Origin of the sequence: Arenibacter hampyeongensis, assembly GCF_002909255.1 — a bacterium.
In the GTDB taxonomy this organism is placed as follows: Bacteria; Bacteroidota; Bacteroidia; order Flavobacteriales; family Flavobacteriaceae; genus Arenibacter; species Arenibacter hampyeongensis.
Genome location: NZ_PIOB01000003.1, coordinates 418,086 through 443,380, shown reverse-complemented (window position 1 = coordinate 443,380; position 25,295 = coordinate 418,086). Strand labels below are relative to the sequence as shown.

The 25,295-nt window shown below is 38.3% G+C and carries 22 protein-coding genes and 1 pseudogene; all 23 read left to right on the top strand.

Annotated features, from left to right (window positions below; translation table 11 throughout):
* The first annotated feature begins 28 nt into the window (after positions 1–28).
* The 23 genes and pseudogenes from CWD91_RS10235 to CWD91_RS10130 all read left to right on the top strand — a co-directional run bounded on the left by CWD91_RS10235 (position 29) and on the right by CWD91_RS10130 (position 25,094).
* Entirely contained in the window at positions 29–3,862 is a 3,834-nt protein-coding gene (locus CWD91_RS10235) for an efflux RND transporter permease subunit (protein ID WP_103440974.1), read from the top strand.
* On the top strand, positions 3,859–5,082 hold the full coding sequence (locus CWD91_RS10230; RefSeq protein WP_103440867.1) for a TolC family protein: 1,224 nt from the start codon (positions 3,859–3,861) through the stop codon (positions 5,080–5,082). Before CWD91_RS10235 ends, CWD91_RS10230 begins: the two co-directional genes overlap by 4 nt.
* 4 nt (positions 5,083–5,086) lie before the next feature.
* On the top strand, positions 5,087–6,934 hold the full coding sequence (locus CWD91_RS10225) for an efflux RND transporter periplasmic adaptor subunit (RefSeq protein ID WP_103440866.1): 1,848 nt from the start codon (positions 5,087–5,089) through the stop codon (positions 6,932–6,934).
* 111 nt (positions 6,935–7,045) lie between these two features.
* Positions 7,046–7,477, top strand: coding sequence for a hypothetical protein (locus CWD91_RS10220; RefSeq protein ID WP_069858851.1), 432 nt, complete (start codon positions 7,046–7,048; stop codon positions 7,475–7,477).
* 379 nt (positions 7,478–7,856) lie between these two features.
* Positions 7,857–10,262, top strand: coding sequence for a multicopper oxidase domain-containing protein (locus tag CWD91_RS10215; RefSeq protein ID WP_239985729.1), 2,406 nt, complete (start codon positions 7,857–7,859; stop codon positions 10,260–10,262).
* 2 nt (positions 10,263–10,264) lie between these two features.
* Positions 10,265–11,563 carry an APC family permease gene (locus CWD91_RS10210; protein ID WP_069858847.1) on the top strand — a complete coding sequence of 433 codons (1,299 nt, stop codon included), beginning with the start codon at positions 10,265–10,267 and terminating at the stop codon, positions 11,561–11,563.
* An 8-nt stretch (positions 11,564–11,571) separates the two neighbouring features.
* On the top strand, positions 11,572–11,766 hold the full coding sequence (locus CWD91_RS10205) for an SHOCT domain-containing protein (RefSeq protein ID WP_317045611.1): 195 nt from the start codon (positions 11,572–11,574) through the stop codon (positions 11,764–11,766).
* Between the two features lie 4 nt (positions 11,767–11,770).
* Complete coding sequence (locus CWD91_RS10200) at positions 11,771–12,157, top strand: DUF302 domain-containing protein (RefSeq protein ID WP_103440864.1); 387 nt, start codon at positions 11,771–11,773, stop codon at positions 12,155–12,157.
* A gap of 64 nt (positions 12,158–12,221) precedes the next feature.
* Positions 12,222–12,860 carry a DUF3347 domain-containing protein gene (locus CWD91_RS10195; protein WP_069858842.1) on the top strand — a complete coding sequence of 213 codons (639 nt, stop codon included), beginning with the start codon at positions 12,222–12,224 and terminating at the stop codon, positions 12,858–12,860.
* Positions 12,832–13,311, top strand: coding sequence for a heme-binding domain-containing protein (locus CWD91_RS10190; RefSeq protein ID WP_236822241.1), 480 nt, complete (start codon positions 12,832–12,834; stop codon positions 13,309–13,311). Before CWD91_RS10195 ends, CWD91_RS10190 begins: the two co-directional genes overlap by 29 nt.
* 4 nt (positions 13,312–13,315) lie before the next feature.
* The gene (locus CWD91_RS10185) at positions 13,316–13,843 is read left to right on the top strand and encodes a hypothetical protein (RefSeq protein ID WP_069858839.1); all 528 of its coding nucleotides are present in this window, start codon (positions 13,316–13,318) and stop codon (positions 13,841–13,843) included.
* Between the two features lie 564 nt (positions 13,844–14,407).
* Entirely contained in the window at positions 14,408–14,998 is a 591-nt protein-coding gene (locus tag CWD91_RS10180) for a YceI family protein (RefSeq protein WP_069858836.1), read from the top strand.
* A gap of 72 nt (positions 14,999–15,070) precedes the next feature.
* Positions 15,071–15,769 (top strand): PepSY domain-containing protein, encoded by a 699-nt coding sequence (locus CWD91_RS10175; RefSeq protein ID WP_069858834.1) that lies wholly within the window; start codon positions 15,071–15,073, stop codon positions 15,767–15,769.
* Between the two features lie 283 nt (positions 15,770–16,052).
* Positions 16,053–16,202, top strand: a complete 150-nt coding sequence (locus CWD91_RS22790) for a hypothetical protein (RefSeq protein ID WP_192877652.1) — start codon at positions 16,053–16,055, stop codon at positions 16,200–16,202.
* Positions 16,203–16,239: 37 nt separating this feature from the next.
* Entirely contained in the window at positions 16,240–16,806 is a 567-nt protein-coding gene (locus tag CWD91_RS10170) for a helix-turn-helix domain-containing protein (protein ID WP_069858832.1), read from the top strand.
* Between the two features lie 142 nt (positions 16,807–16,948).
* Positions 16,949–17,320, top strand: a complete 372-nt coding sequence (locus tag CWD91_RS10165; protein WP_069858829.1) for an ArsR/SmtB family transcription factor — start codon at positions 16,949–16,951, stop codon at positions 17,318–17,320.
* Positions 17,321–17,331: 11 nt separating this feature from the next.
* The gene (merTP, locus tag CWD91_RS10160; RefSeq protein WP_103440863.1) at positions 17,332–17,943 is read left to right on the top strand and encodes a mercuric transport protein MerTP; all 612 of its coding nucleotides are present in this window, start codon (positions 17,332–17,334) and stop codon (positions 17,941–17,943) included.
* Positions 17,936–19,606, top strand: a complete 1,671-nt coding sequence (gene merA, locus CWD91_RS10155; protein WP_069858825.1) for a mercury(II) reductase — start codon at positions 17,936–17,938, stop codon at positions 19,604–19,606. Before merTP ends, merA begins: the two co-directional genes overlap by 8 nt.
* Before the next feature lie 28 nt (positions 19,607–19,634).
* The gene (locus CWD91_RS10150; RefSeq protein WP_069858823.1) at positions 19,635–20,981 is read left to right on the top strand and encodes a dihydrolipoyl dehydrogenase family protein; all 1,347 of its coding nucleotides are present in this window, start codon (positions 19,635–19,637) and stop codon (positions 20,979–20,981) included.
* Positions 20,982–21,044: 63 nt separating this feature from the next.
* Positions 21,045–21,662, top strand: coding sequence for a class I SAM-dependent methyltransferase (locus tag CWD91_RS10145; protein WP_069858821.1), 618 nt, complete (start codon positions 21,045–21,047; stop codon positions 21,660–21,662).
* Positions 21,663–21,688: 26 nt separating this feature from the next.
* A pseudogene (locus CWD91_RS10140) lies at positions 21,689–22,482 on the top strand (cation transporter).
* A gap of 111 nt (positions 22,483–22,593) precedes the next feature.
* Entirely contained in the window at positions 22,594–24,852 is a 2,259-nt protein-coding gene (locus CWD91_RS10135; protein ID WP_103440862.1) for a heavy metal translocating P-type ATPase, read from the top strand.
* A 23-nt stretch (positions 24,853–24,875) separates the two neighbouring features.
* The gene (locus CWD91_RS10130) at positions 24,876–25,094 is read left to right on the top strand and encodes a heavy-metal-associated domain-containing protein (protein ID WP_103440861.1); all 219 of its coding nucleotides are present in this window, start codon (positions 24,876–24,878) and stop codon (positions 25,092–25,094) included.
* The last annotated feature ends 201 nt before the right edge of the window (positions 25,095–25,295 follow it).

The following is a 25,295-nucleotide window of genomic DNA, read 5'->3' as shown; positions in this document are numbered from 1 at the left end:
TTTTAATTCCAAATCAACATTTCATAATATGCTTAATAAACTAATCAAATATTTTTTGGAGAACAAGCTGGTTACGGTTCTCATTCTATTAACAATTATAACCTGGGGCGTTGCCACCTCGCCCTTTAATTGGGATACGGGATTCCTGCCCAAAGACCCGGTTCCTGTCGATGCCATACCTGATATTGGGGAAAACCAGCAGATTGTCTTTACCCAATGGCCCGGACGATCGCCACAGGATATAGAAGATCAAATATCCTACCCTATGACTACTTATTTATTGGGGATACCGGGCGTTAAGACTATCCGTAGTTCTTCGATATTCGGATTTTCCAGTATCTACATAATATTCAACGATGATGTAGAATTCTATTGGTCGCGTTCCCGGATATTGGAAAAACTAAATTCACTCCCAGCCGGGCTCTTACCGGATGCTGTGACGCCGACCTTAGGGCCCGATGCCACTGCTTTGGGCCAGGTCTATTGGTACACCTTGGAAGGTAGGGATAAGGACAACAATCCTACGGGTGGATGGGACTTACACGAAATACGTACCGTTCAGGATTTTTATGTTAAATATGGTCTAAATGCCGTTGAAGGTGTCTCCGAAGTGGCATCCATTGGAGGGTATGTTCAGGAATACCAGATAGACGTGAACCCCGACGCCTTAAAGGCCTATAATATCCCGTTGCACAAAGTGATGCAGGCTGTACAGAAATCCAATAAAGATGTTGGGGCAAAGACCATAGAGATCAATCAAGCGGAATATTTGGTTAGGGGCTTGGGCTATGTTAAAAAGACAGAGGACATCGAAAAGGCGGTCGTTGCAGTTCAGGACAACGTTCCAGTTCGAATCAAAGACATTGGTGTCGTAAGTTTAGGCCCGGCCACTAGAAGAGGTGTACTTGATAAAGGAGGGGCAGAGGTTGTTGGGGGCGTTGTTGTTGCCCGGTATGGCTCCAACCCATTGGCGGTCATTAACAATTTAAAAGAAAAGATCAAGGAAATTGCCCCGGGACTTCCAAAGAAGACGTTGGCCAACGGGACGGAAAGCCAATTGACCATCGTTCCGTTCTATGACAGGACGCAGCTTATCCACGAGACCATAGGGACATTGGAAAATGCGCTATCCCATGAAATCCTTATAAGTATTATTGTAGTATTGATTTTAGTACTTAATCTAAGGGCCTCCATTATCATTTCAGGGCTTTTGCCCGTTGGCGTTTTAATGACCTTCATTGTTATGCGGTATGCCGGTGTTGATGCCAACGTAGTGGCACTTTCGGGTATTGCCATTGCTATCGGGGTCATGGTCGATGTCGGGATTATTTTCATTGAAAATATTATTCGCCATCTAGAAATGCCAGAAAACCATGGTGTAAAGGGGAAGGAACTCATGCAGGTTATCTATAAGGCGACCATTGAAGTGGCATCGGCAATAACAACGGCCTTGGCTACTACCGTGGTCAGTTTTGTGCCTGTTTTTGCAATGGAATCTGCCGAGGGAAAACTTTTTAGGCCATTGGCATTTACCAAAACTTTTGCCTTGTTAAGTGCTTTTGTACTTGGTCTCGTGGTATTACCTGCCCTTGCACATTTCATCTTCGGCATCAACTATGACAAGAAAAGGGTCCGCAGGTTCTGGGGTATCCTTTTGATTGTGGCTGGAATTATTTTTGCGGTCTATGCCTCGATGTTGTTGCCACTTGCACTTACTTTAATTGGAATAAACAATCTTTTGGAACCCAGGTGGCCCAAAAAATATAAAGCATATCCCAATTATATCAATTTAGGGCTTACCATTTTTATAGCCTCTTTTTTCCTTACGGAGGAATGGATGCCCTTAGGGCCTCAAAATGGCATTATAATCAACTACTTCTTCGTATTGTTTTTGATAGGAATCATATTGGCAGCCTTAATGGCGATAGTGCATTTTTATGAACCTGTACTCAAATGGTGCTTGCAGAACAAAGGGAAATTTATGTTGATTCCCTTCGTAACCATATTTTTTGGAGTATTGATATGGCTAGGGTTCGACAGTACTTTTGGAATTGTAGCTAAAGGTTTCGAATTCGTAGGTTGGAAAAACGTCAGGCAAACTTCTGGCTGGCAAGCTTCCTCAAACAGATTTCCTGGAATAGGCTCTGAATTTATGCCATCTTTGAATGAAGGCAGCTATTTGTTAATGCCAACTTCAATGCCACATTCAGGGGTGGAATATAACCGAAATGTAATTGGTCAATTGGATATGCTTCTTGATGGAATTCCAGAAGTGGATATGGCAGTCGGAAAATTAGGACGTGTGGAATCGGCACTCGATCCTGCACCTATTTCCATGTTCGAGACCATTATCAACTACAAACCCGAATTTATCCTAAACGAAGCAGGTCATAGGGTCCATTTTAAAGTGGACCGTAAAGATCGGTTCATTACCGTTCAAAAGGATACCCTTACCAATGGAGAGGCATTGGAAAGGGGTATTACAGAAGAAGACTTGATTGCGGACGAAAATGGAGAATTTTATCGAAATTGGAGGCCCCACATCAAATCGGCAGATGATATTTGGGACGAAATCGTCAGTGTGACCAAAATACCCGGAATCACTTCAGCACCAAAATTGCAGCCTATAGAAACTCGTTTGGTAATGCTCCAGACAGGGATGCGCGCCCCTATGGGTATCAAAGTTTACGGCCCGGATTTGAAAACAATAGAAGATTTTGGGATGCAGTTGGAAGTGATATTAAAAGAAGTCGCTTCCGTAAAGTCAGAAGCGGTATTTGCCGATCGGATCGTTGGTAAACCGTATTTGCATCTCAATATCAATAGGGATGAAATATCACGATATGGTCTCAATGTTGAGGACGTGCAACAAAGCATTGAGACCGCCATTGGAGGAATGAAAATATCCTCTACCGTCGAAGGTAGGGAGCGGTTCCCAATTAGAGTGCGCTATCCAAGGGAACTAAGGGATGATCCTGAATCTTTAAGTAAGATATTGATTCCTACCCCCGTGGGGGCCCAAATTCCGCTTTCACAAGTGGTCGATTTTGAATATGTAAGAGGGCCACAGGCCATCAAGAGCGAAAACACATTTTTGGTTGGTTATGTTCTTTTTGACAAAAGGGATAGTTTTGCGGAGGTCGATGTGGTAAACGATGCACAAGATGCCATCCAACAAAAAATCGATGCAGGGGAATTAACGGTCCCTGCGGGAATAAGCTACAAATTTTCTGGCAGCTATGAAAACCAGATAAGAGCGGTCAAAAGATTGTCTATAGTAATACCGATCAGTTTGGTAGTCATATTCTTGCTGCTGTTCTTTCAATTTAAGACAGTTATTGCATCATCAATCCACTTCTCGGGGGTATTCGTCGCATTTGCGGGCGGATTTATCATGTTGTGGCTCTATGGGCAGGACTGGTTCCTAAATTTTGCCATATCGGGTGTGAATATGCGAGATCTTTTTCAAATGCACACCATCAATTTGAGTGTTGCTGTTTGGGTAGGATTTATTGCCCTCTTCGGTATAGCAACAGATGACGGGGTTATTATGGGGACCTATATTCATCAAGTTTTCGAGGAAAAAAAGCCAGATACTATAGAAGGGGTAAGGGCAGCTGTTTTGGAGGCCGGTAAAAAAAGGGTCCGCCCGGCAATGATGACCGCAGCCGTTGCTATTATTGCCCTCCTCCCAGTATTGACATCGACTGGTAAAGGCGCTGATGTAATGATTCCCATGGCAATCCCCACCTTTGGAGGAATGACCATCCAGATCATGACCATGTTCGTCGTGCCAGTTCTTCAGTCGTTTTGGAGGGAAACGGTCATTAATAATAAGAACAAAAAAAATAGAATAAAATGAAGAACATAATCGCACTGTTACTATTATTTACCTGTTTAGGATTGCAGGCACAGACATTGGAAGATTATTTCAAAATAGCTTCGGACAACAATCCGGGCCTACTTTCCCAATATAAGGAGTTCGAAGCGGCTTTGGAAAAGGTACCACAGGTAAGCACCTTGCCAGATCCATCCATTTCTTTCGGGTATTTTATATCTCCGGTAGAAACAAGGGTCGGGCCACAAAAGGCACGGTTTTCATTGACCCAAATGTTCCCATGGTTTGGCACGCTGAAGGCCCAGGGCGATGTGGCCACACTTATGGCAGAGGCAAGATACCAATCTTTTTTAGATACCAAAAACAAACTCTATTTTGAGGTATCCACGGCTTATTTTCCTTTATACGAATTGAGGGAGTGGATGAAAATCGAGGAAAGGAACATTGCCATACTAGAATCATATAAGTCCATTTCCAACTCAAAGTTCAAAAATGGTAATGGGACACTGGTTGATGTGTTGAGAGTGGATATCATGCTAAAAGAGGCAAAGACAAATTTGGGAATTCTGAATAAAAAAGAGACGCCCCTGTTGGCATCGTTCAATAAACTATTGAACCGCGACGAGATAGAACCAGTTATTATCGCCGATACCATTGAAATAGATCATATACTATTGGATTATGCGAAGGATTCCCTTGTTGTGGACCATCCACTTTTGAATTCACTTGAATTAAAAATAAAGGCAAGCGAGGCATCTGAATATGCTGCAATAAAACAAGGCTTTCCAAGGCTCGGGCTCGGGTTGGATTTTGTAATAGTCGATGAACGGACCGATATGGCTTTGCCTGACAACGGGAAGGATGTATTGATGCCAATGGTAACCGTAAGCCTTCCCATCTTTAGGGGAAAGTACAAAGCAGCTGTCAAAGAGGCGCAATTGATGCAAGAAAGTTATTCGCTTCAAAAAACGGAAACCGTAAATGCGCTGAATTCAAATTATGAAATGGCACTGTTCGATTTACGACAACAGACCGATTTGATTTCACTTTTTGATCAGCAGATATCGGAATCAGAACAAGTTCTCAATCTCTTGTTCACGTCTTATGGAAACTCGGGAAAGGATTTCGAGGAGGTACTTCGGATGCAGCAACAACTGCTTAAATACGATAGACTTAAAATAACCGCATTTACGCAATATCGCATTGCGCAAGCAAAACTGAATTACATCACAGCAAAAAAATAGTACTATGAAAACAGAAACTAAAAAAATAATAGGTATAGCTGCAATTACCTTGATCATAGGGTTATTGCTTGGATGGCTGTTTTTCGGAGGTTCGGAAAACAGGACAGTGGACGAACACCAACACGACGGCGAAATCGTCAGTGAGACCATTTGGACCTGCTCCATGCACCCACAGATCAGACAGAACGAACCGGGTAACTGCCCCATCTGCGGCATGGAATTGATTCCTTTGGATAACGATAGCAATGCTGAATTGGATCCCATGGCAATCAGCATGTCTCGGACCGCAATGCAGATTGCAAATGTCGGTACAGAAATTGTCGGAAAGACCAAGCCTGTAAAGTTATTGCGATTGAATGGAAAGGTACAGGCCGATGAACGGTTGGTCTATTCCCAATCTTCCCATATTCCTGGCCGCATTGAAAAATTGATGGTTAATTTTACCGGCGAATACGTTAATAAAGGGCAGGTAATCGCCTCTATTTATTCTCCAGATCTGGTCAATGCCCAAGAAGAACTTTTCGAGGCCCGAAAAATAGTCGAGACCCAGCCAATGCTTTTTAACTCGGCAAAGGAAAAACTTAAAAACTGGAAGCTTTCGGATATCCAGATTACACAAATTCTGGAATCGGGTACAGTTCAAGAAGAACTCCACATACTGGCCGATATATCTGGCTATGTGACAGAAAAGAAGGTCAATCTTGGGGACTACGTCAATAAAGGCATGCCTATATACCAGATTGCCAACCTGAGCACTGTTTGGATATTGTTCGATGTTTATGAATCCGACATGGTCTGGATAAAAAAGGGTGATGAGGTAAGTTTTACGGTACAATCTGTACCAGGCGAAACCTTTAAAGGAAAGATTTCGTATTTGGACCCTGTGATCGATCCTATGACCAGGGTTGCAAAAGCAAGGGTAGAAGTGAATAATCGGAATCTACAACTGAAACCCGAAATGTTCGTTTCCGGCACTGTTGAGGCTAAATTGCCTTTAAAGTCCGATGCAATCGTTATTCCCAAAACAGCGGTCATGTGGACAGGAAAGCGTTCTGTGGTCTATATAAAGAATATTTCGGACAAAGGTGTAAATTTTATGATGCGCGACGTCACGTTAGGCCCGGCTTTGGGCGAAAGTTTCGTAGTGAACGAAGGACTGGAAGAAGGTGAGGAAATTGCCATTAACGGAACCTTCAGCATAGATGCCGCTGCACAACTTGCCGGCAAGCCCAGCATGATGAATCCCGAAGGGGGCCCAGCCATGACAGGGCATAATCATGGAGGTATGGATAAGGGAGGAGAAAAAGAATCGGAAAGTGGAATGAGATCCAATGAATCTACGGACCATTCTGAAATGCCCGATAAGACTGACCACAGCCGTATGGAAAAGAGAATGGAAGTGTCAAAAATCTTTGTTGGGCAGCTTGAGAAAGTCTTTGACAACTATCTGGACCTCAAAGACGCCTTGGTAAAGGACGAGGCCACTGCGGCAAAAAAGGGGGCCGATAAATTGTTGGCCACATTGAAAAAGGTAGATATGAAACAATTGACCGACCAGGAGGCCCATAATCACTGGATGGCCATTTCAAAGGAGATCAAGTCATCTTCAGAAGCTATTGGCAAAACCTCTGATATTGAAAAGCAAAGGGGTCACTTTAAACATCTATCGGCACATTTATCAAAAGGTGTACGCCTGTTTGGTGTAAACAAGGAAGTATATGAGCAATTTTGCCCAATGGCAGATAACGAAAAAGGGGCATATTGGCTTAGTATCCATGAGGAAATCAGGAATCCTTATATGGGAAACAAAATGTTGACATGTGGCACCACGGAAGCTATCATCAGTAAGTAGCAATAACATTTTAGAAAATTAAAATATAGCTTAAAGTTGACATATAAAAGAATTAGGACCCTCTACAGTAAGAAATATTAATTGGAAATTAAAACAAAAAATGATAAGACAATGCGAATACTACTTTCAGGAATTTTAGTATTGACCTTAATGGGTTGTAAATCAGAAAATAAGAACGTGTCGGCACAAGATACTAAACAAGTGGTTGCCACTGTAGAACCTGAAGATATCATAAATAAAAATCCTCAGGTGGGCTCCCAAGTACCAAAGGAGTTGGTCTGTATGGTAAATGATGCCTTCATGGGAAAAATGCAAATTCCCGTTCCCGTAAATGGCAAGACTTACTATGGCTGTTGCGAAATGTGTGTTAAAACATTGAACAACAATGATGAAGCCAGAACGGGCATTGACCCTTTTAGTAAACATAAAATCGATAAAACAGAAGCATTCATTGTACTGATGGGCGTGGACAACAAAGTTGCCTACTTTGGATCAGAGGAGAATTTTTTAAAGTTCAAAGAAGTTAGCCGAATGGACCATTAGGACAAGTCTCCATAACAAATTGAGATTTATTTTCGAATATCAGCTTAGTGAAAAATTCAGAAAAATGATAGCGAAATTAATTTCAAAATGATTAGAAAAGAACACAAACTATGAAATGATGGAAATGTACTGGTGGGCTTTGGGTGTTGGTATTCTCGTGTTCATAATATCAATAGTCGTGGGTAGGTTCAAAGGACGGTCGGACCGTTCAGAGTAATACATAGCGTTTGATTGAAAATACAATGATGTTCAACCATATGTTTCTATTTCTTACGGAAATGGATAATGAGACAACTTTAAAATCAATCAAACCAATATATGTGCTAACCAAGGAATAATATGAACTTGAGAAAATAAAATATTAACTATGATTAAAAAAATGACAATACTATTTGTGTTTCTCATAACATCTATGAGCATCGCCCAAGTAGGTACCAATGGTAAGGATAGAAAGGAAGAAGGACGTGCCGTTAAGGAATACAGCCTTATTTTAGAAAACAATAAAATAACGCTTGGAGGGATAACTGCCCACGGGATGACCATCAATGGCAGTATTCCCGGACCAGTCTTGAAATTTACCGAAGGTGACCTTGCCATAATCAACGTAACCAATAAAATGGACGTTGAAACATCGGTACATTGGCACGGATTGATTCTTCCAAATTTCTATGATGGTGTACCGTATTTGACAACACCACCTATTGAACCTGGAGAAACATTCCAGTACAGAATTCCTATCAACCAGTCAGGGACCTATTGGTACCATTCCCATACGATGCTACAAGAACAGAAAGGTGTGTATGGTTCCATTATGATTCAGCCCAAGGAAAAAACCTTGGACTATGATAAAGATTTAGTTGTAGTACTGTCTGACTGGACCAACGAAAAACCGATGAACGTACTGCGTAACCTAAAAAGGGGAAACGAATGGTATCAAGTTAAAAAAGGTACAGCGGTCCCTTTGGGCAGGGTCATCAAGGAAGGTGCTTTTGGTGCACAACTTAAATTTTGGAGAGACCGTATGGAAGGAGCGGATATTGCCGATATCTATTATCCAGCATTTCTGACCAACGGGAAAATATTGGCAGAATATCCAGAATTCAATCCAGGGGAAAAGGTGCGGCTTCGCTTTATCAATGCTTCGGCCTCTACCTATTATTGGATGGATTTTGGAGGGGGTAACCCAATGGTGGTTTCCGGCGATGGTATTGATGTGCAACCTGTATCCAAAAGCCGATTTCTATTTGGTGTTGCCGAAACCTATGATGTAATCGTTACCATACCTGACGGTACTTTGGAAGTTAAGGCAACAGCACAAGATGGCTCTGGGCATACATCATTGCGTTTAGGACAAGGGACACTTTATCCTGCAAAAACGATTGACAGACCGGACAAAGTGGAAATGATGAAGCAAATGGCAAAAATGGATATGAAAATGGGAGCACCTGCAATGGCTGGTAATAAAAAGAAAAACACCCCTGAATTTTTAATGCAGAAGTATGGAATGAAGATGGATATGAAAGACGGTCAGATGAATATTGGGATGCACGATAAGATGTCGATGAACAATGGTAAGATGAATGATCAAATGGAAATGAAGATGGATGATAAAAAGCCTGTGAAAAGTGACCATATGAATATGGACAATAGGTCGGGAATGAAAAAAGACTCGATGCCAATGAACCATAACGGAACATCGGATAAAATGAAAGGCCATATGGGTCACAATATACCCAAGATGCAGCAGGATGCTTCCTCATTTAATTACGACACTCGTAAAACTTATTTCAACTACGACTTTTTAAAGGCCAAGGAAAATACCACCTACAATGCGGATTTGCCGACAAACGACATACTGTTGAACCTAACGGGAAATATGCAGCGCTATGTATGGAGTATGAACGGTGTACCACTTTCAGAAGCCGATAAAATAAAAATCAAGGGAGGTGAAGTAACGCGGATTACGCTCAATAACCTTACGATGATGCACCACCCGATGCACCTGCACGGTCATTATTTTAGGGTCATCAACGAAAATGGCGAACGTTCCCCATTAAAGCATACAATAAACGTACCGCCAATGCAAAAAGTGGTCATAGAGTTCTATAACGAAGAGTATGGCGATTGGTTTTTTCATTGCCACATACTGTATCATATGATGGGAGGTATGGCAAGGGTTTTCAGTTATGATACGCCAAGGGATGAAAGAATGAAGGATTATCCTGTTCAGAAACTTATTGATGAAACAGACCATTATTATTCTTGGGGAAGAGCACGTCTAGGTTCAAATTTTAATGAGCTCAATTTAATATCGAGTAATATTCGAAATGAATTTGGCCTACGTGCCGAATTTGACTACAACCAAAACACCGAAATAGAAGTGAATTATAATAGATACCTGAATGATTGGGTCCGTGTGTATGCAGGAGTAAATACCGAAACTTCTTCTCCGGATTCTTACGACACATTTAATACAGTAGGATTGGTTGGTGTTAAATATTTTATGCCTTATAGATTTAATGTAGATGTGAGTATGGATCATCAACTGCGCCCAAGAATACGTTTGGACAGAGAATTATTGATTTTTCCTAGAGTTTTTCTGGAAGGTGAATACGAGTATAGAGCAGACTTTGGGTGGGTAAATGATATAGAGAATAATAAATCCTTTGAAAGTGAAACCCAATGGTTGGTAGGGGTAGCATACATTCTTTCCCGCAATTTTTCAATCCAAGGAAACTACAATAATCGATATGGTTGGGGTGGTGGACTATTAGCCAGATTTTAAATATGTCACAGTACAAAAAAAATAGTCTCAGTTTAACAGGTGCCGTATCTCTTGGTACGGGAGTAATGATCGGTGCCGGTATCTTTGCATTATTAGGTCAGGTAGCCGAATTATCTGGCCAGTGGTTTCCGATTGCATTTTTAGTTGGTGCGATTATCTCTGGCTTTAGTGCCTATTCGTATGTTAAGATGTCAAACGCATACCCCTCTGCCGGGGGAATTGCCACCTATCTTAAAAAGATTTATGGCAAAGGTGCACTTACAGCTTCGGGGGCTTTACTGATGGCTTTTTCCATGGTCATCAACGAGAGTCTTGTCGCCCGTACTTTCGGCTCGTACACCTTGCAACTGTTCGATGTTAGCGATAATAGTGTCTGGGTTCCTGTTTTGGGGGTCATACTTTTGATTACGGCGTTCTTGATCAATATTTCGGGAAATAATGTTATCGGGAAATCTTCGTTGGTAATGGCCATCCTGAAAATAGGTGGTATTTCCATTTTTGCGATAGGCGGTCTATGGGCCGCAGGATTCTCCTTTTCGGAAGTAGTCCCATCCAGCAGTTTGTCCGAGTATCCGGTCTCCAGTTACCTAGGGGCTTTGGCATTGTCCATTTTAGCCTACAAAGGTTTTACTACTATAACCAACAGCGGTGGGGAAATCGTTAATCCTAACAAGAATGTCGGTAGGGCCATTATTATTTCATTGGCCATTTGTACCATTATCTATCTTTTGGTCGCTTTTGCGGTTTCCTCTAATCTTTCGATTGAGGAAATCATACGGGCCAAGGACTATTCCTTGGCGGAGGCATCTAGACCTGCCTTTGGTAAATACGGTCTTTGGTTTACGGTAGGTATTGCCATTGTTGCTACAATTTCGGGAGTTATAGCCAGTGTTTTTGCCGTTTCAAGAATGACTGCCATGCTAACGGATATGGATTTGATACCCCATAGGCATTTTGGAATGCCTGGAGGCATACAGAAGCATATGCTGGTATATACTGTAGTCTCGGCAATCGCATTGACCGTTCTGTTCGATTTGACAAGGATTGCATCTTTAGGTGCTATTCTCTATTTGGTCATGGATATTGGAATCCATTGGGGCATTTTGAGAAACCTTCGAAAGGAAATAAAGGCGAATGCAGCCATTATTGTAACCGCCATTATCCTTGACCTTATCGTTCTGGGAGCTTTTTTATGGATTAAAGTATCAAGTGATCTGTTGGTGGTCGTTGTAGCGGCGGTACTTACGGTACTCGTTTTTACTGGGGAAAAATGGTTTTTAAAAAAAACGGATAACATTTAAAATTTCAAATGATGATGATGTACGGGTGGGTAATTGTTTTAGCTGTTTTGGTTCTAGGCATATGGATGTATGTTGGGAAGAACGGGAACACGCTAAAAAGAAAACAGAAACCTATGGATATTCTGGACGAACGTTTCGCTAAAGGCCAGATATCCAAAGAAGAATATGAAGAACAAAAACGAATGTTGAATTCTAAAAATTAAAACAATGAAATATTATTTCAACAAGACTATTAACGAAGATTTTGAAAAAGTAATCGACAAGGTTACGGAAGAGCTGAAAAAAGAAGGTTTTGGTATTCTGACCGAAATCGATGTCAAAGAAACACTGAAAAAGAAACTCGATGTAGACTTCAAAAAATATCGAATCCTTGGTGCCTGTAATCCGCCCTATGCCCATCAAGCTTTGGAGGCCGAAGACAAGATTGGCACCATGTTACCTTGCAATGTGATCGTACAGGAAATTTCAAAAGGGGTTGTTGAAGTTGCGGCAGTAAATCCAATGGCATCGATGCAGGCTGTCGATAACAAACAATTGATGGAAATTGCCGATGAAATAACAGCTAAGCTTGAAAATGTAATTGAAAAACTTTAAGAGGCCAATCTTTAAATTATGTAAAAAAATTATATAAATAAATCTAAATCTAAAATCAGGTATTATGGGAAAATTAAAAGTGACTACAAGTATAATGGCGATTGCATTCGTAACCCTTATGGCTACTTCATGTAAAGACGCAAAAAAAGAACACAGTACTACAGATGGGCACCATTCAGAAATGGGAAGTGGCGAAAACCATCATGATGAAGGTATGGACATGCCCCATGATGGATCCCTGGAGTCAAAAAGCATGATGGGTGACGGGCAAAAGTCATCAAAATCGGATATGTTGGTGGCTAATTATTTGGAACTTAAAGATGCTTTGGTGGAGGATAACCAGAATGCTGCATCGAAAGCAGGTGGAAAAATGGTTATGGCTTTTAACAATTTTGATATTAGTTCTTATGCTTCCAAACAACAGGAAGAATTAAAGGACATCATCGAAGATGGCAAAGAACATGCAGAACATATCGCCGAGAGCCCAATCGAACATCAACGTGAGCACTTTGATGTTTTGAGTATAGATTTAATAGATCTGATAGCTATTACAGGAACGGAAAAAACCTTGTATCAGGATTTTTGCCCTATGTACAACAATAATAAGGGGGCACAATGGTTAAGTGCCACGAAAGAAATCAAGAACCCCTACTATGGTAGTAAAATGATGACTTGTGGCAGTGTGCAAAAGCAAATTAACTAAGAAGGTAGTTACGATCATAGGATCAATTTTGCTGGTAGTTTTGGTGGGTATCCAGTTTGTGCCCACCAAACCCAATCTGAGCGAAATTGTACCTGAAACTGACTTTATGGTAATCAATTCGGTACCTAAAACGATTCAAAACAAGTTACAAGTAAGTTGTTATGATTGCCACAGTAACAATACGGAATATCCGTGGTACAATAAGATCCAGCCGATCGCTTGGATTTTGGAAGACCATGTAGTACAAGGTAAGGAAGAACTTAATTTTAACGAATGGGGAAACTATTCAGCACGGAGGAAAAATAGCAAATTGAAGTCCATTATCAGCCAAATAGAAGACGATGAAATGCCGCTTTTTTCCTACACCATTGTACATGGGGATGCAAAACTCTCAGAAGAGGATAAAAAGGAAATTATAAAATATTTGACACAGGTTAAAAAAGACTTATAACAAAATGAAAGAATTAAGTCTCAGCATTTACGTCGTACCGACCATAGCATTGGTTTTGGTAATTCTCTTCTATTACCATTTTGTCAATCAAGTTGGGAACAAGCTAAATTATAGAAAGTCCATAATTACGGTGTCTTTATTGGCGTTTATTTTGAATTTTATTTGGGAATTCGCACAAGGTCCATTATACAAAGGATTTAAATACGATTGGCAGCATATTTCATTCTGTATGTTGGCATCCATAGCAGATATGTTGATGGTACTCATATTGCTCTTCTCGTTTGGATTGATTTATAAAAATTTGTATTGGATAAATAGTATGGATTTGAAAAAAGTGTTGCTTTTGGTCTTTGTCGGCTTTTCGGGTGCAATACTTGCGGAAGTTTTTCATACCATACGGGGCGATTGGTCGTATACCGATGCAATGCCTTTACTGCCAGTAGTGGAGGTAGGTATGTCGCCCGTGCTACAGTTTATGATATTGCCTTGGCTAATTTTTTTGTTAGGTAAGCATATGGTGAAAGAAAAATAATATAAAGCTCTGGGAATGATGGGGTAGTTTTTCCCACTAATGTACAGACCTTTATTGATTAAGACAAAGTCCTGTTATGGGAAGGGAATATTTAGTTAGTTATTAGTGTTTAATGCCCTTCCCTTGACAGGCACAATAAACTAAATGAGTTGTTATGACATGAGCCATTACAATTTTAGATACCAATAGATATTTTCAATGGCGCATTACACCCGCCTGAAAGAAATAGTCTGCCAGGTCTGATTTACAAAAAATAAATAGATATCATCAGATGAAAGATTGTTGTAAAAATAGACCTCCAAAGTCGAAAAAACGAGGTTGGAAAATTTGGTTCAACTATGCAATTTACATCATTATAGGCGCTATTGTCATAGGTGCACTTATTTTACAAATAATTAAAAACAATTGAACATGAAAATATCGATTTTATTTTCATTGCTGCTTGTAAGCCCCGACTCTGGTAGCTCGGGCTATTAGTTGTGCATTTTATTCTCCGTGGCTTTATAAACTATTTAGAAAAAACTGGTACTATCAAAAGAAAAGGTGAAACTAAAACTAATTCGTATGAATAAATTTATTACAGTTGAAAGTGATAGGGATTTATGTCTATCCAGAAACTTGATTATTTTATTATCGACCTTGTTACTGCTTCTTAGCAGTAATGTGTCGTCTGCACAAGTATATACCACCAAGGAAGGAATTGCGAATTTCAAGGCAAAAATGTCATTTAATTCATATACTGGCGTGTCCGACCGGTTAAACGGAACCATTAATTTTGCAACTGGAGAAGTAGCTTTTAGGCTACCAGTTAAATCCATAAAGACAGGTAAGGATAAACGTGATGAACACATGTACGAGTTACTTAAATTGCAAAAATATCCCGATGTTGTCTTTGAAGGAAAACTAATCGATGACTTTGATTTTGATAAAAAGGCCAAGCAAACGGTCAAGGTAAAAGGAGATTTTACCCTTGCGGGATCCACCCGACAAATAACGGTTCCCCTAGATCTGGATCCCGTGTCAAAAGGCATACAACTGAACGCAACATGGTCGCTGTTGATTACCGATTACGGTTTGGAACGCCCAAGTTTGGCATTTATAAAAGTTAATGATAAGCATGATTTAATGGTTGTTGCAGTGCTTAAAGAGAAATAAAATTCAAAAAAATATGACCTTACCAAAGATGATATCCAACGTATAATTTCCTTTTTCAGTAATCCAATAGTAATGGTAACAAGACAAACAGCAATAAAAATCAGAAAAGCACACCGGTATTTAGGTCTTTTTTTGGGTATCCAGTTCCTAATATGGACGATTAGTGGCATGTATTTTAGCTGGACGGATATTGATGAGATACACGGCGACCATTTCAAAAAGGAAATTCTGGAACAAACCGCTTTTTCCGATTTATTGGGCACAACACAATTAGAAATTGAACAACCAGTTCGATCTATGGAATTACTTGAAATTGCAGGCAGTCCCTATTATTGGATTAATGGAACAACCCTGTACAATGCCCGAACAGGGAACAAAAAAAATGAAATTACCCAACAGGAAGCCCAACAAGTAGCCAACCGGTATATGCAACCTGAATTAAAAGTGTCAGGAATCAAACGTATAGAAGAAGTGGATAAGCACCACGAATACCGCGGTCGCCCCTTGCCAGCTTATGAGATTTCCTATGAAACCCCTCAAAATCTCAAGGCCTATGTAGCGATTGAAAATGGGGAGTTCCAAACGGTACGACACCGCAAGTGGCGTTGGTTCGATTTTCTGTGGATGACACATACCATGGATTATGAAGGTAGGGATGACTTTAACACCTTTGTACTAAGGGCATTTTCCCTATTGGGATTGATTACCGTAGTAAGCGGATTTACCTTATGGTACATATCCTCGCCAACCATCATAAAATATAGAAGATAACAGTGAATAGCGAAAAGTTATAATACAATACAGCAAAATCAAGATGATAAATAGTATCCGAATGAAAAAATGAGAGGATGAAATTATGGCCATTATTGAACTAATATTAATTAACTATTAGGGTACTTTTAATAGAGAACTACGAGAGTATGGGTTTAGAATTAATTGAGGAATTATCATAGCGAAAATGTCTGTTGACAACCACAATCGTTATGAAATTTGTTAGAATGCGTTGATTATGCATTGATTAGAATTCAATTTTTTATTAAAATGCGTTGGAGTTATGTCCCAGAATAGAAGAAATAGAAGAAAAAATCAAGAGAAACGACTAAAAGGAAGTATTTCCAAACGAGATAAAATATACGGAATACTGGCGATAGTGTTGTTATTTCTTTTAGCGGCAATATTGGTTATTATCAATGCAATTAGATAATCGAGTGGCGTACTATACAATTTGAAACTGGAATTATATGAGCAACATCATCCACATAAAAAATATGGTCTGTCCAAGATGTATCTCTGCAGTATCCAATATTTTGGAACAACTTGAGATACCGTATGTTTCTATCAATTTAGGAGAGGTCAAATTACTTTCCTCTTTAGATACCAAAACTAAAAGCGATTTATCTAAGGCCCTTCAAAATTGGGGTTTTAATTTGATCGACGATCGTAAAAGTCAACTTATTGAACAAATGAAAACATTGGTTATAGATAAGATCCATCATTCAGCGAACGAATTGGATATTAAATGGGCAAACTATATAAGCGAAAAACTCCATCTTGATTACAAGTACTTAAGTTCCCTTTTTTCATCCGTGGAAAGCATCACTTTTGAACAGTATATCATCAACCAAAAAATTGAACGTGTAAAAGAACTTATAGTGTATGATGAATTAACTTTGAGTGAGATAGCTTTTAAACTTCACTACAGTAGTGTTGCCTATTTAAGCAACCAGTTTAAAAAGATAACTGGGATGGCACCTTCGGAATTTAAAAAAAGGACGAATAAGAACCGTAAATCTATAGATAGGATTTGATTGAAGAACCTTAAAGTTTGAGGTGGATTTAAACGCAAGTTCTTACTTTTCATAATTCCGTATTTAAGTATTTGCTTAATTACGTAATTAATTATATGTTTGTGCGACAAAGCAAATAACTTTAATAAAAATATATACACAAATGAAATTAGAAATTACCTGTACAAGAGCGGAAGCCAACCATAAGCAGTTACAAACCTGTATGGAGACATTGCATGAAATGGAAGGAAGTTTTCAAAAAATGACAAAACTTTTATCAATTGCCGGAAGCGATGTAAGATTGAAAATTCTTTATTTATTGAATTTAGAAAATGAGCTATGCCCTTGTGATTTAGCAGATATTCTAAAAATGAGTATGCCTGCAATCTCACAACATATGCGCAAAATCAAAGATGCAGGAATAATCAATTCAAGACGAGATGGTCAAACGCTTTACTATTCTTTAAATAGAGATGAAACAGAGATATTTAGTAGCATTTTTAAATCAATAGAATTAATTAGAAAAACAGCATAATTCATAAACAAATGAAAACAGAAAAAACATCAAAAAACGCTGCATACACAGGTTTATTTGCTGCTGTAGCAGCATCGTCTTGTTGCATACCACCTGTTATAGCATTAATTGCTGGCGTTGGAGGAAGTGCGTCTGCCCTATCTTGGATGGAACCATTTAGACCATATTTAATTGGTTTAGCTATAGTCGCAATTGGCTATGCCTGGTATAATTATTTAAAACCAAAAAATGCCGATGATTGTGGTTGTGAAGTTGATGCAAAACCAAAATGGTTTCAAACCAAAGGGTTTTTAGTTGGTATTACATTGTTTGCAACGTTTTCAATTGCTTTTCCTTATTATGCTCATATTTTTTATCCTGATAATAAGAAAGAAGTGGTTATAGTCAATCAATCCAATATTCAAACATTAAATTTTGATGTTAAAGGGATGACTTGTGCCTCTTGTGAAGAACACGTTAAACACACAGTTAATGAGTTAGAAGGTATTGTAAATATCAAGGCTTCCTATGAAAAGGCAAACGCAGAAGTGGAGTTTGATAATTCAAAAACTACTAAAGAGGATATAGAAAAAGCAATAAACTCAACCGGATATAAAGTAATTAATAAAGAAAAAGATGAGTAATAAAACAATAAATCTACATATAGATGGAATGACTTGTAGTGGGTGTTCATCACATATTGAAAAAGATTTGAACCATAAAGATGGTATTGTAAGTGGTACTGTAAATCACGAAACTGGAGAAGGTAAATTTGTTTTTGATACCAATATAATAAGCAATCACGATGTTATTAATGCAGTTAATAGTGTTGGTAATTATTCAGTTGTTGAAGATATTGAAAAGGAAGATTGCTGTGTTACAAATTCTAATTTCAAAAATCAATTCGATTTAATTGTTATTGGTGGTGGTTCAGCAGCATTTTCAGCAGCCATAAAAGCGGAAAGCATTGGTTTAACTACTTTAATGGTAAATGAGGGATTAGATTTTGGAGGAACCTGTGTCAATGTTGGATGTGTGCCTTCTAAAAATTTGATTAGAGCTGCCGAAACAGCGTATCACGCAACACATTCTAATTTTAAAGGAATTAAACCAAAAGGTGTTGAAATTGATTTCACGCAAATTATAAAAGACAAAAAAGCATTAGTTGCCACATTACAACAACATAAGTATATGGATGTGGTAAGTGATTTCAAAAACTTAACAATGCTTAAAGGTTGGGCAGAATTTGTAGATAATAAAACCATTCTTGTAGATGGAAAAAATACATACACCGCAACTAACATCATTATAGCAACAGGAGCAACAACAAACATTCCAAACATTGAAGGACTCAATAAAGTAGGCTACTTAACCAATGTTTCTTTATTCGATTTAGAAGAAAAACCAAAAAGCTTAACCATAATGGGAGCTGGATATATTGGATTGGAAATTGCAATGGCATATAACCGCTTGGGAGTAAAAGTTCGTATTATGGAATTTACAGATAGACCATTACGTAGTCAAACCAACGATATTACAGATGTTTTAGAAGCACAAATGAAAAGTGAAGGGATTGAAATCCTTCCGAATTTTAGAGCCATTAAATTTGAAAAAAATGGTGATAATACCATTATTCATTGCAAATGTCCTGATGGTTCTACCACTCAAATAATTGAAGAAGGCCATATTGTCGTAGCTACAGGAACAAAACCAAATACATCTAAATTAGGTCTTGAAAATATTGACTTAAACCTGACAGAAAAAGGACATATTTTAGTTAACGAAAAAATGGAAACTAATATTTCCAATATTTATGCAGCTGGCGACGTAACAAACACACCTCCTTTTGTTTATACAGCAGCAAAAGAAGGAAGTATAGCAGTAAATAACGCCTTTTCATTATCAAAAAACAGTGTAGATTATACATCGTTACCTTGGGTAGTATTTACAGATCCACAAATTGCAGGAGCAGGTATGGATGAAGTGGAAGCAGAAAAAGTAGACATCCCTTTTGAAGTATCTAAATTAGATTTAATTCACGTTCCAAGAGCATTAGCAGCACAAGATACCAGAGGTTTTATAAAGCTAATTCGCAATACGGTAACAGATAAATTAATTGGTGCAAGAGTAATAGCACCAGAAGGAGGTGAACTCATCCAACAATTAAGTATGGCTATTAAGTTTGGTATCACAGTAAAAGATTTGGCTGAAAGTTTTTATCCATACTTGACACTTGGAGAAGGAATCAAATTAGCAGCAATTACTTTTGGAAAAGATGTTTCTAAATTGAGTTGTTGTGCGAGTTAGTTTAAGCATCCAAGAAAAATAATTTAATATGAAAAATTGCGATGTATTTATAATTGGTTCAGGAATGGCAGGAATGACCATCGCCAATAAATGCGCCTCAAAAGGCCTGAAAGTCGGAATAACGGATGAATTACCATACGGTGGCACTTGTGCATTGAGAGGTTGTGACCCTAAAAAAGTGATTATAGGCGCTACGGAAGTACGAGACTTTGCCAAAAGGCTTAAAGGTAATGGCATTGATACCATACCTAAAGTCAATTGGAAGGATATAATGGGCTTTAAACAATCCTTTGTGGATGAAATGCCACCAAAAATTGAAAAAGGATATAAAAAAAACGGAATAGACACTTTTCATAGTTCAGCTAAATTCTTGTCAGAAAACTTGTTAGAAGTTGGAAACGATAAAGTAAAAGCTAACAAAATTGTAATCGCATCGGGTTCCAAGCCACGGGTTTTAGAATTTGAAGGTGGTCATTTTGCCAAATCCAGTACCGATTTCTTGAATTTGGCAGAATTACCAAAATCTTTATTATTTATCGGTGGCGGGTATATCGCTTTTGAGTTTGCGCATATCGCGGCTCGATGTGGAGCAGAAGTAACCATTGTTCATCGTGGAGAAAACCCCTTGGAAAATTTTGAACAGGACATCGTAAAACATCTTGTTTCTGCCACAAAAGAATTAGGTATAAAACTCATTCTGAATACAGATGTTACGGCTATTGAGAAAGTGGATAACCAGTATCGAGTGAAAGGTAAATCCGCGAAAAAAACAGCATATTTTGAAGCCAAAGCTGTTTTTAATTCTGCCGGCCGTCCACCAGCAATATTCGATTTAAATTTAGACAAAGCGAACATAGCCTTTACTAAAAAAGGTGTTACGGTAGACAAATACCTTCAAAGTACTTCAAACCCTCATATTTATGCAGCCGGCGATGCCGCAGATTCAGAAGGTTTACCTTTAACGCCAGTTGCGGTTTTAGAAGGTCATACGGTTGCCTCAAATATAATCAAAGGCAATTCTAAAGAAATAAGTTACCCACCAATGCCAACGGTAGTTTTTACATTGCCTACAATGGCGTCTGTTGGCCATTCTGAATCGAAAGCGAAAGAGCTTAATTACAATATTCGGATAAATTATAAAGAGGTCGGCAATTGGTTTAATGCTAAACGCTTGAACGTAGAAGAATATGCGTTCAAAACTATAATTGACGTAGAAACACAAACAATTTTAGGTGCGCATTTAATCGGACCACATACAGAAGAAACCATAAATCTCTTCGCAATGGCCATAAAAACAAAAATGAAAGTTAATGATATTAGAACAATGATTTTCTCATATCCAACATTGGCCTCGGACATACCACATATGCTTTAGTTAAAAAATGAATGCAAACCATATAAGACCGTGAGGCATAAGTTTAAAACAAAAGATATAGCGATGAAATTAGACAGAAAGAAACATTGGGAGACAGTTTATGAAACTAAAAGCCCAGACCAAGTAAGTTGGACACAGGAATCGCCTAAAACTTCTCTTGAATTCATTCATTCATTCGGACTAAAGAAATCTGCAAAAATAATAGATATTGGTGGTGGAGATAGCAAACTTGTCGATTACTTACTTGATGAAGGATTTGAAAGTGTGACTGTACTTGACATTTCGGCTAAATCACTCGAAAAAGCAAAAGACCGACTTGGAGAAAAAGCAAATAAAGTAAATTGGATTGTAAGCGACATAACAGAATTCGAACCCAATATGACTTTTGATGTTTGGCACGACAGAGCAACCTTTCATTTTCTTACTACGACTGAACAAATTACAAAATATATAAAAACTGCAAGAAAATCTGTAAGCGGATTCCTGACAATTGGAACCTTTTCCAAAAATGGACCTGAAAAATGTAGCGGTCTCGAAATAAAACAATACAATGAAGACGAGTTAACATTAAAGTTGATAAATGGATTTGACAAAATTAAGTGTGTAACGGAAGACCATTTAACACCATTTGACACAACGCAGAACTTCTTGTTTTGTAGTTTTAAAAGACAATTGAACTAAAAAACTAGTGGCTAACAAAGAACCGAGTGAATAAAACAGTATTTGAAATTACCAAAATGGATTGTCCATCGGAGGAAAATCTAATTCGGATGAAATTGGACGAAATTTCAAGTATTGCGAATTTAGATTTTGATATTCCCAATCGAAAATTGACTGTTTTTCACAACGGAGAAATTTACCAAATTGAAAAGTCAATAAACGAACTTAATTTAGGCGGAAAAAAATCTCAACTGAAAAAACTGAGCAAACCGATTTTGAAGAACATACTAACCAACGAAAATTACTTTGGACTGTTCTTGGAATTAACTTTGCTTTTTTTGTTATTGAAATGACAACGGGCTTGATTTCAAAATCAATGGGACTTGTTGCGGACAGTTTGGATATGTTAGCAGACAGTTTTGTTTATGGAATTAGTCTTTTTGCAGTTGGCGGAACTTTAATCAAAAAGAAGCGAATTGCAAAAATTGCAGGATATTTTCAAATCACACTTGCAGTTATTGGATTTATAGAGATTTTAAGACGATTTTTGGGAAACGAAAGACTTCCAGATTTTACGACAATGATTGTTGTTTCAATTTTCGCTTTAATCGCAAACGGAATTTGTTTGTATTTATTGCAAAAGTCAAAAAGCAAAGAAGAAGTGCATATGAAAGCAAGCATGATTTTCACTTCAAATGATGTGATTATAAATTTAGGCGTGATAACAGCAGGACTTTTAGTGAATTGGTTAAATTCAGGAAAACCTGATTTGATTGTAGGAACAATTGTCTTTGTTTTAGTTATCCAAGGTGCTTTTAGAATATTAAAATTGAGCAATTAAAGTGTCGTTAGTTTCCATAATCAGCTAATTCTACAAATTTTTCAGTAAATAACGTAATACATTAAAGTCCTTTAATTCCGAAATTTGAAGTGTACAAATAAGAATGGGATTATGGAGACAGTTAACATATTGGAAACCAAAGAAAAAAGCAATAAACAGGGAATAAAAGAATCATTCCCAGTTACAGGTATGACCTGTGCGTCTTGTGCAGCGAGTGTTGAATCTGTATTAAAACACACAGAAGGCGTTTTTGATGCCAGTGTCAACTTTGCCAATAGTTCTGTTCTTGTGGAGTATAATCAAGAGTTGAGCCCTAATCAACTTCAAGATGCGCTTCGCGAAGTTGGTTATGATATCATTATTGATGCAGAAGATCCTTCAGAAGTGCAACAAGAACTTCAGCAGAAGCACTACCAAGATATTAAAGAGCGTACTATCTGGTCGGCGATTCTTACACTTCCCATTTTTGTATTAGGAATGTTTTTTATGCAATGGGAACCTGGGAAATGGATATCCTTGGTATTAACTTTTCCTGTCCTCTTTTGGTTCGGTCGCAGCTTTTTCATCAATGCTTTCAAGCAAGCCAAACACGGTAAGGCGAATATGGATACATTGGTAGGCTTGAGTACAGGAATCGCTTTCCTCATTAGTGTATTTAATACTTTTTTCCCTGAATTTTGGTTGAGTCGCGGTATCGAGCCTCACGTTTATTTTGAGGCGGCTACGGTAATTATAACCTTTATTTCATTGGGGAAACTATTGGAAGAAAAGGCTAAATCCAACACGTCTTCTGCTATTAAAAAGCTGATGGGTCTGCAACCGAAAACCCTCAAAATTATTGAGAATGGGGAAGAAAAGGAAATTCCTATTTCCGCTGTGCAAGTGGGTCAGACCATTTTGGTACGTCCGGGAGAAAAGATACCTGTAGATGGAGAAGTTTCCAAAGGAAGCTCGTATGTAGATGAAAGTATGATTACGGGAGAACCTCTTCCAGTAGAAAAAACAAAGGATGAAAAAGTCTTCGCTGGTACGGTAAACCAAAAAGGGAGCTTTCAATTTACCGCTGAAAAAGTAGGTAGGGAAACCTTACTGTCCCAAATCATAAAAATGGTTCAAGAGGCACAAGGTAGCAAGGCTCCCGTTCAAAAACTTGTAGATAAAATTGCTGGAATATTTGTTCCAATCGTTTTGGGTATTTCTATCATTACGTTCATTGTATGGATGTCAGTAGGTGGCGAAAATGCATTTTCACAAGCCTTATTAACCACAGTAGCGGTATTGGTTATAGCCTGTCCCTGTGCATTGGGATTGGCAACACCTACCGCGATAATGGTAGGTATCGGTAAAGGAGCCGAGAACAATATCCTAATAAAAGATGCCGAAAGTTTAGAACTCGGTCATAAAGTAAATGCGGTCATTCTTGATAAAACAGGTACAATTACAGCAGGAAAACCATTAGTAACTGATATACTTTGGAATGGTAAACTTGAAAATAATAATGACTACAAGCAAATTCTTTTAGCCATTGAAGCGCAATCAGAACATCCTTTGGCGGAAGCAGTAGTCAACCACTTAAAGGAGGAAGATATTGAACAAGCTGAAATTGCTTCTTTTGAAAGTATCACGGGACAAGGTGTGAAAGCTCAAACAGAAAATGGTTCACAATACTATGTTGGAAACCATAAATTAATGCTTGAAAAAAATATCCGGATCGACCCTTCCTTAATGCAAACAGCAGAAAGTCTCGAAGAGCAAGCGAAAACGGTTATATTCTTTGGGAATGAAAAACAAGTACTGGCGATACTCGCCATTGCCGACAAAATAAAGGAAACCTCAAAATTGGCCATAGCAACACTTCAAGAAAGAGGTATCGAGGTATATATGCTTACCGGAGATAATAATAAAACCGCATCTGCTGTCGCAAAACAAGTAGGAGTAACAAATTACCAAGGCGAAGTAATGCCTTCAGAGAAAGCAGCTTTTGTTGAGAAATTACAAGCGGAAGGAAAGATAGTAGCTATGGTAGGTGATGGCATCAACGATTCCCACGCTTTGGCACAGGCCAATGTTAGTATTGCTATGGGTAAAGGTTCGGACATAGCGATGGACGTCGCGAAAATGACATTGATAACGTCAGATTTACAATCCATCCCAAAAGCGTTGGAACTATCAAAGAGGACTGTATTGGGGATACGTCAGAACCTGTTTTGGGCATTCATTTATAATCTCATTGGTATTCCTATTGCAGCAGGCGTTTTGTATCCTGTAAATGGATTTTTATTGGACCCAATGATTGCAGGAATGGCCATGGCTTTCAGTAGCGTATCTGTAGTTCTAAATAGCTTAAGACTTAAACGAGTAAAACTTTAATATTAATTATAAATTCAAATACTATGAAAACTTTAAAATTTAAAACAAATATTAATTGTGGTGGTTGTGTATCAAAAGTAACCCCATTTTTAAACAAGCAAGAAGGTATAGAAAGTTGGGAAGTGGATACCGATAATCCTGACAAAATTTTAACCATAAAAAGCGCTGGTGCTTCAGAAGAAGATGTAAAAACTACGTTGCAAAAAATTGGGTTCAAGGCAGAAAGTGTAAGTTCGAATTAGTGGCATTTTTTTGGTCAATTGGGAGAAAACAGAGCATTCAAAAACCATAATAAATTTGGAGCTTAGTATTGGCCATTTTGAATGTAATATTTAAATATCGTGAGGGGTGAAGGAGTACTATTTAGAAGTTTTAAAGAGTTTAATAAGTTATTGAAAATTCTCTATGGTGAAGTTTTGGATGATATCATTCGGATATTTAAA

Excerpts from the sequence above, each read along its gene's own strand:
- merTP (WP_103440863.1), top strand. The coding sequence starts at position 17,332 with ATGAAAACAGAAAAAACATCAAAAAACGCTGCATACACAGGTTTATTT.
- merA (WP_069858825.1), top strand. The coding sequence starts at position 17,936 with ATGAGTAATAAAACAATAAATCTACATATAGATGGAATGACTTGTAGT.
- CWD91_RS10195 (WP_069858842.1), top strand. The coding sequence starts at position 12,222 with ATGGGAAAATTAAAAGTGACTACAAGTATAATGGCGATTGCATTCGTA.
- CWD91_RS10165 (WP_069858829.1), top strand. The coding sequence starts at position 16,949 with ATGAAATTAGAAATTACCTGTACAAGAGCGGAAGCCAACCATAAGCAG.
- CWD91_RS10230 (WP_103440867.1), top strand. The coding sequence starts at position 3,859 with ATGAAGAACATAATCGCACTGTTACTATTATTTACCTGTTTAGGATTG.
- CWD91_RS10175 (WP_069858834.1), top strand. The coding sequence starts at position 15,071 with ATGGTAACAAGACAAACAGCAATAAAAATCAGAAAAGCACACCGGTAT.
- CWD91_RS10200 (WP_103440864.1), top strand. The coding sequence starts at position 11,771 with ATGAAATATTATTTCAACAAGACTATTAACGAAGATTTTGAAAAAGTA.
- CWD91_RS10145 (WP_069858821.1), top strand. The coding sequence starts at position 21,045 with ATGAAATTAGACAGAAAGAAACATTGGGAGACAGTTTATGAAACTAAA.
- CWD91_RS10135 (WP_103440862.1), top strand. The coding sequence starts at position 22,594 with ATGGAGACAGTTAACATATTGGAAACCAAAGAAAAAAGCAATAAACAG.
- CWD91_RS10150 (WP_069858823.1), top strand. The coding sequence starts at position 19,635 with ATGAAAAATTGCGATGTATTTATAATTGGTTCAGGAATGGCAGGAATG.
- CWD91_RS10210 (WP_069858847.1), top strand. The coding sequence starts at position 10,265 with ATGTCACAGTACAAAAAAAATAGTCTCAGTTTAACAGGTGCCGTATCT.
- CWD91_RS22790 (WP_192877652.1), top strand. The coding sequence starts at position 16,053 with ATGTCCCAGAATAGAAGAAATAGAAGAAAAAATCAAGAGAAACGACTA.
- CWD91_RS10185 (WP_069858839.1), top strand. The coding sequence starts at position 13,316 with ATGAAAGAATTAAGTCTCAGCATTTACGTCGTACCGACCATAGCATTG.
- CWD91_RS10215 (WP_239985729.1), top strand. The coding sequence starts at position 7,857 with ATGACAATACTATTTGTGTTTCTCATAACATCTATGAGCATCGCCCAA.
- CWD91_RS10205 (WP_317045611.1), top strand. The coding sequence starts at position 11,572 with ATGATGATGATGTACGGGTGGGTAATTGTTTTAGCTGTTTTGGTTCTA.
- CWD91_RS10225 (WP_103440866.1), top strand. The coding sequence starts at position 5,087 with ATGAAAACAGAAACTAAAAAAATAATAGGTATAGCTGCAATTACCTTG.
- CWD91_RS10220 (WP_069858851.1), top strand. The coding sequence starts at position 7,046 with ATGCGAATACTACTTTCAGGAATTTTAGTATTGACCTTAATGGGTTGT.
- CWD91_RS10170 (WP_069858832.1), top strand. The coding sequence starts at position 16,240 with ATGAGCAACATCATCCACATAAAAAATATGGTCTGTCCAAGATGTATC.
- CWD91_RS10235 (WP_103440974.1), top strand. The coding sequence starts at position 29 with ATGCTTAATAAACTAATCAAATATTTTTTGGAGAACAAGCTGGTTACG.
- CWD91_RS10130 (WP_103440861.1), top strand. The coding sequence starts at position 24,876 with ATGAAAACTTTAAAATTTAAAACAAATATTAATTGTGGTGGTTGTGTA.
- CWD91_RS10180 (WP_069858836.1), top strand. The coding sequence starts at position 14,408 with ATGAATAAATTTATTACAGTTGAAAGTGATAGGGATTTATGTCTATCC.